Origin of the sequence: Pseudomonas protegens (assembly GCF_003363755.1) — a bacterium.
Taxonomy (GTDB): domain Bacteria; phylum Pseudomonadota; class Gammaproteobacteria; order Pseudomonadales; family Pseudomonadaceae; genus Aquipseudomonas; species Aquipseudomonas danubii.
On sequence record NZ_CP031396.1, the window covers coordinates 5,275,321 to 5,288,433 of the forward strand.

Annotated in this window: 4 protein-coding genes; 2 read left to right on the forward strand and 2 right to left on the reverse strand. The window is 61.7% G+C overall.

Annotated features, from left to right (window positions below):
• The first annotated feature begins 228 nt into the window (after positions 1-228).
• A complete protein-coding gene (locus DWF74_RS23890; protein ID WP_115581846.1) occupies positions 229-9,558 on the forward strand; it encodes a retention module-containing protein in 9,330 nt (3,109 codons plus the stop codon).
• A 52-nt stretch (positions 9,559-9,610) separates the two neighbouring features.
• Here DWF74_RS23890 and DWF74_RS23895 read toward each other — a convergent pair whose 3' ends face one another.
• Both DWF74_RS23895 and DWF74_RS23900 read right to left on the reverse strand, forming a co-directional pair.
• A complete protein-coding gene (locus DWF74_RS23895; RefSeq protein ID WP_115581847.1) occupies positions 9,611-10,006 on the reverse strand; it encodes a YbaN family protein in 396 nt (131 codons plus the stop codon).
• Between the two features lie 10 nt (positions 10,007-10,016).
• On the reverse strand, positions 10,017-10,604 hold the full coding sequence (locus tag DWF74_RS23900) for a YecA family protein (RefSeq protein ID WP_102864084.1): 588 nt from the start codon (positions 10,602-10,604) through the stop codon (positions 10,017-10,019).
• Between the two features lie 274 nt (positions 10,605-10,878).
• Between DWF74_RS23900 and recQ the strand changes: the two genes are divergently transcribed.
• Positions 10,879-13,005 (forward strand): DNA helicase RecQ, encoded by a 2,127-nt coding sequence (gene recQ / locus DWF74_RS23905; RefSeq protein ID WP_102864083.1) that lies wholly within the window; start codon positions 10,879-10,881, stop codon positions 13,003-13,005.
• Positions 13,006-13,113: the final 108 nt, after the last annotated feature.

The window sequence follows — 13,113 nt, forward strand, 5'->3', positions numbered from 1 at the left end:
CAATGTAGTTGGTGAGCGATCCGAAGGCACGGATGAGGCTGTTTTGTCCGGCGCCCTGCGGTATCAGCCGTCCGACTGGTAGCAAGGGAGGGCGGGACATCAAGACTGGCGCGCTTCGCCATGGGGGCGGAGCGGCCAGGCACAGGGTCTGTTCAACCACGGGTTAACGCTGTCTGCGCTGCCGCTAGCAAGCGGATGCCGATTGTTCTCGGCATCGGAGGAGTGCACATGGCAACGTTAATCGGCATTGTGACCAAGGTGATCGGGCAGGTTTACGCGGTAGGCGCGGATGGCGCCCGTCGTCTCCTGGTGGAGGGGGACCGGCTGTTTGTCGGTGAGCAGTTGGTCACTGGAGCCGAAGGTGCGGTGGCAGTGCATCTGCAAAATGGCCAGGATCTGACCCTGGGCCGTGACAGCAGCCAGCAACTGACGGCGCAGTTGCTTGACCAGCAGGCCACTCAGGTCGATACCCCGCAAGTGCTGGCACCCAGCGATGCGCAACTGAGCGATGTCGAACAACTGCAACAAGCCATTGCCGCCGGTGATGACCCAACCCAAACCGCCGAAGCCACTGCGGCGGGCCCCACCGGTACCGGTGGCGCGCCGGGTGCCGAGGGCGGCGGTCACAGCTTTGTTCTGCTGGAGGAAGTCGGGGGCCGGGTCGAGCCGGTGATCGGCTTTCCGACAGCGGGCTTCAATGGCATCCCCGAATTTGTCCCTGAGCGCATCGATGGCCTGCTGCCGATCAATGGTGCAACCCCCAACAACCCGGTGAGCCTGAGTGGGCTTGCGGTGGAGGGCGGTGAACTCACGGTCAATGAAGCCAACCTGGAGCAGGGCTCGGCAAGCAATCCGGCGGCCCTGACCCAGAGTGGCACTTTCACAGTCTCGGCCCCGGATGGGCTGTTCAGTCTGAATGTCGGTGGCATCAATGTGGTCAGCGGCGGCGTGGCGGCGGCTTTTCCACAATCCATCGCCACCGGCCTGGGCAATACCCTGACCATCACCGGCTTCAACGCGGCCACCGGGGTGGTCAGCTACAGCTACACCCTCAATGGCAATGATCTGCACTCTGCGGCGGATGGCACCAACAGCCTGAGCGAGCAGTTCAGCGTGGTTGCCATCGACAGCAATGGCGACTCGGCCAGCAACACCCTTGACGTCAATATCACCGACGATGTGCCGACGGCAGTCAATGACAACAACGCAGGCACCGCCTCGGAAAGCCAACTGACCCTGAGCGGCAATGTGCTGACCAATGATGTGCAGGGCGCTGATCGGGTGGCGGCCGGACCTGTTACTGCCGGCACCTTCAATGGCACCTTCGGCACCCTGGTGCTGGCGGCGGACGGTAGTTACACCTATAGCGTGAACACCAGCGATCCGGCCTTCCTGGCGCTCAAGGGCGGCGGCAGCGGCACTGAAACCTTCGCCTATACCCTGACTGATGCCGATGGCGACGCCAGCACCGCCAACCTGGTGCTGCAGGTGAACAACAATGACGACCCGGTGCTGCTGCGGGGCTTGGAGGTCGAGGGAGGCGAGCTCACTGTCTATGAGAAGAACCTGACCACCGGCAGCGGCCCGGATACCCCGGCCCTGACCCAGAGCGGCACCTTCACGGTGACCGCCCTGGACGGCCTGCAAACCTTGACTGTCGGCGGTATCACCGTGGTCAGCGGCGGCGTACCGGCGGGCTTTCCGCAAAGCGTCACCACTGGCCTGGGCAATACCCTGACCATCACCGGTTTCAACCTGGCCAGCGGAGAGGTCAGCTACAGCTACACCCTCAATGGCAACGATGCCCATCCGAACGCCAATGGTGCCAATAGCCTTGGCGAGCAGTTCGATGTAGTGGCCACTGACGTGGATGGCAGCAGTGCCAGCGCCTCACTGGATGTGAACGTGGTGGACGACCTGCCCACGGCGGTCAACGACAGCAATCCCGGGACCGCTTCGGAAAGCCTGTTGAGCCTGACTGGCAATGTGCTGGGCAACGACGTGCAGGGCGCCGACCGGGTCGCTTCCGGGCCGATCACGGCCGGCACCTTCACTGGAACCTATGGCACCCTGGTGCTGGCAGCGGATGGTTCGTACACCTATACCTTGCATCCCACCGACCCTGCGTTCCTCGCGCTGGGCGGGGGCGGCAATGCTACCGACACCTTCACCTACACCCTGACCGACGCCGATGGCGACCCCAGTACGGCCAATTTGGTGCTGCAGGTGCACAACAATGACGATTCGGTGACCTTGAACGGCCTGGAGGTCAATGGTGGCGAACTCACCGTTTACGAGAAGAACCTGACCACTGGCAGCGGCCCGGATACCCCTGCGTTGACTCAGAGCGGCACGTTTACTGTAACGGCCCTTGATGGTCTGCAGAGCCTGAACGTGGGCGGCATCAGCGTGATCAGCGGCGGAGTGGTGGCGGGTTTTCCGCAATCCATCGCCACCGGCCTGGGCAACACCTTGACCGTTACCGGTTATGACGCAGGCACCGGGGTAGTCAGCTACAGCTATACCCTCAATGGCAACGATGCCCATCCGACGGCCAATGGCGTCAATAGCCTCAGCGAGCATTTCAGTGTGCTGGCCACTGATGTGGACGGCAGCACCGCCAGCGGCTCTCTGGACGTCAACGTGGTGGACGACCTGCCTAGTGCGGTCAACGACAGTAATCCGGGCACCGCCTCGGAAAGCCAATTGACCCTGACCGGCAATGTGTTGACCAACGATGTACAAGGCGCGGATCGGGTGGTTTCCGGACCCGTCACTGCCGGTACGTTCACCGGCACCTACGGCACCCTGGTGCTCAATGCCAACGGTTCCTACACCTACACGCTGAACACTGCGGATGCCGACTTCAAAGCCCTGCGCGGCAATGGCAACGGCACAGAAACCTTCGCCTATACCGTCACTGACTCCGATGGCGACCCCAGCACGGCGAACCTGGTGCTGCAGATCCATAACAACGACGACCCGGTGACCTTGAACGGTCTTAACGTCAACGGTGGCGAGTTGACGGTCTATGAGAAAAACCTCAGCGACGGCAGCAGCCCGGATACACCGTCCCTGACCCAGAGCGGCACGTTTACCGTGACCGCGCTGGACGGTCTGCAAACCCTGACCGTGGGCGGCATCAATGTGGTCAGTGGCGGCGTCGCGGCGGGTTTCCCGCAAAGCATCACCACCGCCTTGGGCAACACCCTGACGATCACTGGCTATAACGCCGGCACCGGAGTCATCAGCTACAGCTACACCCTGCTGGACAATGAGGCCCACCCGAGCGCCAACGGTGCCAACGGCCTCAGCGAACAGTTCAATGTGGTGGCTACGGATGTGGATGGCAGCAATGCCACCGGAACTCTGGACGTGAATGTGGTGGATGACCTGCCGACTGCGGTCAACGACAGCAATCCGACTACTGCCTCTGAGAGCCAGCTGACCCTGACGGGCAACGTGCTAACCAACGACACTCAAGGGGCAGACCGAGTGCCCAGCGGGCCGGTGACTGCCGGAACCTTTACGGGCACCTACGGCACCCTGGTACTCAATGCCAACGGTTCTTACACCTACACGCTGAATACTGCGGATGCTGACTTCAAAGCCCTGCGCGGCAATGGCAACGGCACAGAAACCTTCGCCTATACCGTCACTGACTCCGATGGCGACCCGAGCACAGCGAACCTGGTGCTGCAGATCCATAACAACGACGACCCGGTGACCTTGAACGGCCTTAACGTCAACGGTGGCGAGTTGACGGTCTATGAGAAAAACCTCAGCGATGGCAGCAGCCCGAATACCCCTGCGTTGACTCAGAGCGGCACGTTTACCGTGACTGCGCTGGACGGCCTGCAAACCCTGACCGTGGGCGGCATCAATGTGGTCAGCGGCGGCGTTGCGGCGGGTTTCCCGCAAAGCATCACCACCGCCTTGGGCAACACCCTGACCATCACCGGCTACAACGCCGGCACCGGAGTCATCAGCTACAGCTACACCTTGCTGGACAATGAGGCCCACCCGAGCGCCAACGGTGCCAACGGCCTCAGCGAACAGTTCAATGTGGTGGCTACGGATGTGGATGGCAGCAATGCCACCGGAACTCTGGATGTGAACGTTGTGGATGACCTGCCTAGTGCGGTCAACGACACTAATCCGACTACTGCCTCGGAAAGCCAGCTGACCCTGACGGGCAACGTGCTAACCAACGACACTCAAGGGGCAGACCGAGTGCCCAGCGGGCCGGTGACTGCCGGAACCTTTACGGGCACCTACGGCACCCTGGTGCTCAATGCCAACGGTTCCTACACCTACACGCTGAACACTGCGGATGCCGACTTCAAAGCCCTGCGCGGCAATGGCAACGGCACAGAAACCTTCGCCTATACCGTCACCGACTCCGATGGCGACCCCAGCACAGCGAACCTGGTGCTGCAGATCCATAACAACGACGATCCGGTGACCTTGAACGGCCTTAACGTCAACGGTGGCGAGTTGACGGTCTATGAGAAAAACCTCAGCGATGGCAGCAGCCCGGATACACCGTCCCTGACCCAGAGCGGCACGTTTACCGTGACGGCCCTGGACGGCCTGCAAACCCTGACTGTGGGCGGCATCAATGTGGTCAGCGGCGGTGTGGCTGCGGGCTTCCCGCAAAGCGTCACCACTGCTTTGGGCAACACCCTGACCATCACTGGCTACAACGCCGGCACCGGAGTCATCAGCTACAGCTACACCTTGCTGGACAATGAGGCCCACCCGAGCGCCAACGGTGCCAACGGCCTCAGCGAACAGTTCAATGTGGTGGCTACGGATGTGGATGGCAGCAGTGCCAGCGGCTCTCTGGACGTCAACGTGGTGGACGACCTGCCGACTGCGGTCAACGACAGCAATCCGACTACTGCCTCGGAAAGCCAGCTGACCCTGACGGGCAATGTGTTGACCAATGATGTACAAGGCGCGGATCGGGTGGTTTCCGGACCCGTCACTGCCGGTACGTTCACCGGCACCTACGGCACCCTGGTGCTCAATGCCAACGGTTCCTACACCTACACGCTGAACACTGCGGATGCCGACTTCAAAGCCCTGCGCGGCAATGGCAACGGCACAGAAACCTTCGCCTATACCGTCACTGACTCCGATGGCGACCCCAGCACGGCGAACCTGGTGCTGCAGATTCATAACAACGACGACCCGGTGACCTTGAACGGCCTTAACGTCAACGGTGGCGAGTTGACGGTCTATGAGAAAAACCTCAGCGATGGCAGCAGCCCGGATACCCCTGCGTTGACCCAGAGCGGCACGTTTACCGTGACCGCGCTGGACGGTCTGCAAACCCTGACCGTGGGCGGTATCAATGTGGTCAGCGGCGGTGTGGCTGCGGGCTTCCCGCAAAGCGTCACCACCGCCTTGGGCAACACCCTGACCATCACCGGCTACAACGCCGGCACCGGAGTCATCAGCTACAGCTACACCCTGCTGGACAATGAGGCCCACCCGAGCGCCAACGGTGCCAACGGCCTCAGCGAACAGTTCAATGTGGTGGCTACGGATGTGGATGGCAGCAGTGCCACCGGAACTCTGGACGTGAATGTGGTGGATGACCTGCCGACTGCGGTCAACGACACTAATCCGACTACTGCCTCTGAGAGCCAGCTGACTCTGACGGGCAACGTGCTAACCAACGACACTCAAGGGGCAGACCGAGTGCCCAGCGGGCCAGTGACAGCCGGAACCTTTACGGGTACCTACGGCACCCTGGTGCTCAATGCCAACGGTTCCTACACCTACACGCTGAATACTGTGGATGCCGACTTCAAAGCCCTGCGCGGCAATGGCAACGGCACAGAAACCTTCGCCTATACCGTCACTGACTCCGATGGCGACCCGAGCACAGCGAACCTGGTGCTGCAGATTCATAACAACGACGACCCGGTGACCTTGAACGGTCTTAACGTCAACGGTGGCGAGTTGACGGTCTATGAGAAAAACCTCAGCGACGGCAGCAGCCCGGATACCCCTGCGTTGACCCAGAGCGGCACGTTTACCGTGACCGCGCTGGACGGCCTGCAAACCCTGACCGTGGGCGGCATCAATGTGGTCAGCGGCGGCGTTGCGGCGGGCTTCCCGCAAAGCGTCACCACCGCCTTGGGCAACACCCTGACCGTCACCGGCTACAACGCCGGCACCGGAGTCATCAGCTACAGCTACACCCTGCTGGACAACGAAGCCCATCCAACGGCGCTGGGCGCCAATAGCATTGCTGAACAATTCAATGTGGTGGCCACCGATGGCGACGGCAGTACCGCGTCCGGGGTGATAGACGTCAACATCGTCGATGACCTGCCCGGCGCCGTGGCGGATACGGCCAGCGGCACGGAAGGCGCCACCATCAATGTCAGTGTGCTGGGCAATGATGTGCTGGGCGCCGATGGTGCAGCCGTTGGTGGCGCGGTGGTCGGCGTGCGCGCCGGCAGTAATACCGCCACCTCGGCCATCGGCGGGCTGGGCAGCAACATCGCCGGCACCTACGGCACCCTGACCCTGGATGCCGCCGGCAACGCGGTGTACCACAGTAATCCGAACTCGGTGAGCCCGCCCGGGGCCAGTGATGTCTTCACCTACACCATCCGCGACAGAGATGGTGATGAGAGCACCACCACCCTGACCATCAATGTCACTGACAGCGGCCTCAAGGCAGTGACCGATCAGGACGTCACTGTCTATGAAAAGGCCCTGGACCTGAATAAGGATGGTCAGGACCTGGCTGCTGGCACCGTGGCTGGTAGCGATCCGGGCTCCACCGCGGAAACCGCCAGCGGTACCTTGGTGGGCTCGGTCACCGGCGGCTCTGGAGGTATCACCTTCAGTCTGGTGGGCAGTGCCACGGGCAGCTACGGGCAGATTCTGCTCAACCCCAATGGCACCTACACCTACACCCTGACCTCAGCGCCGAAAACCACCCCCAACGCCAACGATGGCGCCAATACCTTGAGTGAGAGCTTCACCTACAAGGCCACCGATGCCCTGGGCAACAGCACCACCGGCAGCATCCTGGTGAGCATTGTCGATGATGTGCCCAAGGCAGTGGCCAGCGAGCGTTCGGTCACGGCGGTGGAGGTGGACTCCAACCTGCTGCTGGTGATCGATGTGTCGGGGAGCATGGCTGATCCTTCAGGTGTTTCCGGGCTGACGCGGCTGGGCCTGGCCAAGCAGGCCATCAGCGCCTTGCTCGACAAGTACGACGACATGGGGGATGTCAAAGTCCAGCTCGTCACTTTCAGCAGCTCCGCTACCGCCCAGACTCCGGTGTGGGTAGACGTGGCCACGGCCAAGGCAATTGTCGCCACGCTGGTGGCAGGAGGCGGGACCAACTACGACGCGGCGGTGGCGGCGGCGAAGCTGGCCTTTGTCACCAGTGGCCAGCTCAGTGGCGCGCAGAATGTCGGCTACTTCTTCTCCGACGGCGCACCGACCTCGGGTCAGGAAATCGGCACCGCGGACGAGACAGCCTGGAAAGCCTTCCTCGATGCCAATGGCATCAAGAACTATGCGATCGGCCTGGGCAGCGGGGTCAGCAATGGCAACCTCGATCCGCTGGCCTATGACGGCAGTACTCACGTCAACACCAATGCGGTGGTGGTCACCGACCTGAACCAGCTCAATTCGGTGCTGGCCGGTACGGTGCAAGGCTCTCCGGTCACCGGCAGTTTGCTGGGGGATGGCGGCAGCTTTGGTGCCGACGGCGGGTTCATCAAGTCGATCGTGGTGGATGGCGGAACCTACACCTACGACCCCAAAGGCAACAGCAACCAGGGCTCGCTGACCTTCAGCGGCACCACCAACAACGGTACCTTCAATACCGTCAACAACAGTATCAGCATTGCCACCAGCAATGGCGGCACCCTGGTGGTGAACCTCGATACCGGGGACTTCAGCTACAGCTCGCAAAAGGTCACAAACTCCGTAATCACCGAGACCTTCGGCTATACGGTGAGCGACAACGACGGTGACCTGGCGAGCTCGACTCTGGTGGTCAAGGTCAATCCCAATGCGCCACCGGTCGCCGGGGATGACCACATCATCACCAACGTGCTGTCCAGCAGTGTGGCGATTCCCGAGGATGTACTGCTGGCCAACGACAGTGACGTCAATGGTGATCCTCTGAATGCGGCGCCCACCACTTTCAACACCGGCTGGGCGGCCAAGGGCGCGGCGTTCACGGCGGCGAGTCAGCAGACCATCGGTTTTGCCGGGAATGGCAACAATGGCGCCAACCAGGCCATCACCATCGATCGCGCCTCGTTCAATGCCAACGCCGCGACCATGACCGCGGTGGTGCTGGTCAGCGGTTACCTGGGAGCTGTCACCAACGCCAATGCCAACGATGAGGACGTGATCACCGTCAATCTCAAACAGGGGGAAACCCTGAATCTGAATCACAATCTGGCCGCCGGCCGCGTCTCCATGGAATATGCCTTTAACGGTGGAGCCTACACGGCGATCGCTGATGGCGGCACCTTCACGGCGGCGGCGGATGGGCCTTACCAGATCCATATCGTCAACATCACCAACACCAGCGGCGGCAACACCACGGCAGCGGAAAACTATCAGCTGACCATGACCGTGAATTACTCCGGAGCGCAGAACGTCACCCCGGATTACCACGGCACCTACACCGCCAGTGATGGTCACGGTGGCAGCGATGTGGCGGCGGTGAGCATCTCCTACCAGGATGGCAATACCCTGACCGGCACTTCCGGTGACGATGTGCTGGTGGCGGGCAGTGGTAACAACATCCTCAATGGCGGCGATGGCAACGATGTGCTCACCGCAGGCTCGGGCAACAACACCCTGAATGGTGGCAGCGGCAATGACCTGCTGTTCAGCGGGCCGGGCAATGATCTGCTGGATGGCGGTGCGGGTGTCGATACCGCCAGTTACGCCCATGCCACGGCGGCAGTGACGGTCAACCTCGGCCTGGTGGGGGCGCAGAATACCCTGGGCGCGGGCACCGACACCCTGACTGGCATCGAGAACCTGGTGGGTTCCAACTACAACGACACCTTGACCGGCGATGGCAACGCCAACGTCATTACCGGCGGGCTGGGGAACGATGTGCTCAATGGCGGTGGTGGCGATGACCTGCTGATCGGCGGGATGGGCAACAACACCCTGACCGGAGGCGGCGGCAGCGATACCTTCCAGTGGCTGCAGGGTAACAATGGGCACGATGTGGTGACCGACTTTACGCCGGGCACCGACAAGCTGGACCTGTCGCAGTTGTTACAGGGAGAGAATGCGACTTCTGCTTCCCTGGATGACTACCTGCACTTCAAGGTCACTGGCAGTGGCGCGACCTTGGTCACCAGCATTGATGTCAGCGCGGTGGCAGGGGCGACGCCGACCCAGACCATTGACCTGGCAGGGGTCGACCTGGCCAGCCATTACGGAGTCACGCCAGGGGCGGGTGGGGTGATTGCCGGAGGGGCGGACACGGCCACCATCATCAACGGCATGCTCAACGATCACTCGTTGAAGGTGGATACCGTCTGATGGTCGTCATGGTCCTTGAGGCCGCTGCCCAGGCAGCGGCTGCTGGGGTTGCTCAAGGGCGCCGCAAGGTTTTCTGGCGCAGGATGTAAATGCTGACCAGCACCGCGCTGGTAAGCATGAAGCCTCGCGCCCAGGGCAGTGGCACCAGGTAGCACGAGAGCCCAATGCTTAGCCACATCAGGCCGATCGCATACACCTTGCCCTTGAGCGGAATGCCATTGCCATCCAGGTAGTCGCGTATCCACGGACCCAGGCGCGGGTGTTGCACCAGCCATTGGTTGAAGCGTGGAGAGCTGCGGGCGAAACAGGCGGCCGCCAGCAGTAGGAAAGGGGTGGTGGGCAATACCGGAAGGAAGATGCCGAGTACCCCCAGCGCTACGCTCAGCCAGCCGATGGCCAGCAGAACGTAACGCAACACCAGGGGGCGTTGGCCTATGGGCTTGGCCATAGGCGCCGACTCAGTGGTGGCGAGGCTTGAGCAGCGCCGGTTTTTCGTCGGGTGCGTTGCACAGCAGGTACAGCGCGGTCAGTGCTTCGGGGATCTGCACGATCATGTCGTCCATCAGGTTGGCATCGCTGGCGATGTCGGAGAATTCCGGCTGCTCGTCGAACAGGCCGGAACCCACCATGATCGGCAGCAGCATCTCGCTGACTTCTTCCTCTGCGGTTTCGAACCAGGCTGCTTCACGCAGGAACACGCCTTCCATGAAACCGATGCACCAGCCGCGCAGGTCGGAGTCGTCCGGGTCGTCGCCGAGGTCGAGTTCGCAAGGCAGCTCGAACTCTTCATCGGAAGCCAGTTGGCGCGCGATGTGCGCCTTGAGGGCCAGTAGCGTGGATTCGATGGCTTCGCGTTCGGCGTCGTCGCTGTAATGCGGCTCTTCGGCGAACAGGGCGTCGATCCATTCACGGTCGGGAACACTTTCCGAGCAGATCGACAGCGCGGTCAAGTAGCCGTGAGCGGCCACGTAGTCCAGCGCCTCGTCGTGCAGATCATCTGCGTCGAGGAAGACTTGCAGGCGGGTTAGTTGCTCAGCGAAGGACATTGACGGCTACCTTGGGGAATAAACGATGCTGAATTCTAGGCTTTCTTGAGCGCTCAAGCCAGCCACGGGGCAGATTTGAGCGGTTCTAAAGGTTACCAGCGGTCCATTGTCGGCGCCCTCTGCCGGGAAGGGCTCGGGTATACTCGCGCGTTTTGTGATGCCCTGCAGGCCCGACGGCAAGTGCGGACAAGTCCGCTAACGCATTTGTCGGTGAACCACGCCGACTTTTCGGCCAGTCTGCATCCAGGGAAATCGGCGATTTTTGGAGTTTTTCATGCTCGAACAGGCTCAACGCGTCCTCAAGGACATCTTCGGCTACGACAGTTTCCGTGGTCGCCAAGGTGCGATCATTGAGCGCGTGGCCAGCGGCGGCGATGCCTTGGTACTGATGCCCACCGGCGGTGGCAAGTCGCTGTGCTTCCAGGTTCCGGCCCTGCTTCGCGAAGGCCTGGCGGTGGTGGTCTCGCCTTTGATCGCGTTGATGGACGATCAGGTGGCCACCCTTGAGGAACTCGGAGTTGCGGCCGCCGCCTTGAACTCGACCTTGAGCGCCGAGCAGCAGCGTGACCTGGCGGCGCGTATTCGTCGCGGCGAGGTGAAAATGCTCTACCTGGCCCCGGAGCGCCTGGTTCAGCCACGTATGCTGGCGTTTCTGCAGAACCTCGATATTGCTCTGTTCGCCATTGACGAAGCTCACTGTGTGTCCCAGTGGGGGCATGACTTCCGTCCTGAATACCTGCAGTTGGGGCAGTTGGCGGAAATGTTCCCGAACGTGCCGCGCATTGCCCTGACCGCCACCGCCGACAAGCGTACCCGGGAAGAGATCGTCAATCGCCTGCACTTGCGGGACGCCGAGCGTTTTCTTTCCAGCTTCGACCGACCGAACATCTTCTATCGCATCGTGCCCAAGGAACAGCCGCGCAAGCAGTTGCAGGCCTTCCTCAACGAGCGGCGCAGCGATGCCGGGATCGTCTATTGCCTGTCGCGCAAGAAGGTTGACGAAGTGGCGGCCTTCCTCTGTGAACAGGGCTTTACCGCGCTGCCATATCACGCTGGCCTGCCCAACGAGTTGCGCGCCTATCACCAGAAACGCTTCCTCAATGAGGAAGGCCTGATCATGGTGGCAACCATTGCCTTCGGCATGGGCATCGACAAACCCAACGTGCGGTTTGTGGCCCACATGGACCTGCCCAAGTCCCTGGAGGCGTACTACCAGGAGACCGGTCGTGCCGGCCGTGACGGCCTGCCGGCGGACGCCTGGATGGCCTACGGACTGCAAGATGTGCTGATGCTCAAGCAGATGCTGCAGAACTCCGAAGGCGACGAACGCCACAAGCGTCTTGAACAGCACAAGCTCGATGCGATGCTGGCCCTGTGCGAGGAAACCCGCTGCCGGCGCCAGACATTGCTGGCCTATTTCGATGAGGACATGCCCCAGCCTTGTGGCCATTGCGACAACTGCGTCGATGGCGTGCAAACCTGGGACGCCACCGAGCCGGCGCGCCAGGCACTGTCGGCCATCTATCGCACTGGTCAGCGTTATGGTGTCGGTCATCTGGTGGACGTGTTGCTGGGCAAGGACACCGAAAAGGTCCGCAGCTTCGGTCATCAGCACTTGTCGGTGTTCGGGGTCGGCAAGGCTCGTAGCGAAGGCGAATGGCGTTCTCTGTTCCGCCAACTGGTGGCTCGCGGGCTGGCGGACATCGACCTTGAAGGTTATGGCGGTCTGCGTTTGAGCGACACGTGCCGGCCCTTGCTCAAGGGCGAGGTAACCCTGGAGCTGCGACGCGATCTCAAGCCGCAAAGCACCCCCAAGAGCAGCACCAGCCAGGCCAGCCAACTGGTACGTGGCGAGGAGCGCGAGCAATGGGAGGCGCTGCGAGCCCTGCGGCGCAAGCTGGCGGAAGAGCATGGGGTGCCGCCCTATGTCATTTTCCCCGACTCAACCTTGCTGGAGATGCTTCGCAGCCAACCTGGCTCCATGGCGGAAATGGCCGAGGTCAGTGGTGTTGGTGCGCGCAAGCTGGAGCGTTATGGCGCGGCGTTCCTCGAAGTGCTGGGGGGCGGTGTCGAGGCGCCGAAGGTGGTCGCCGATATCCGCCACGAGCTGATTACCCTGGCCCGTGCCGGGATGACCCCGGTGCAGATTGCCGGGCAACTGCAGTGCACGGAAAAGAACGTCTACACCTTGCTGGCCGAAGCCATTGGCAAGCAGCAACTGTCCCTGGAGCAGGCGCTGGATCTTCCGGAGGACTTGCTGGGGGAAATCCAGGACGCCTTCCTCGACGGCGAGGGCGAACTGCCGCCCGTGGTCGAGATCAGCCAAGTGTTTGCCGGACGAGTCCCCGAAGGTGTTTTGTACTGCGTGCGTGCCGCGCTGCAGTCGGAGTTTGAAATGTGAAGGGGTGCGTCAATGTTGTAACGATTCAGTCCCTTAGAGGCCTTGCCTCCTGGCAAGGGTCATGCTTAGCTGACTAATAATTAGTTTTTCTTTATTTTCAGTCTGATC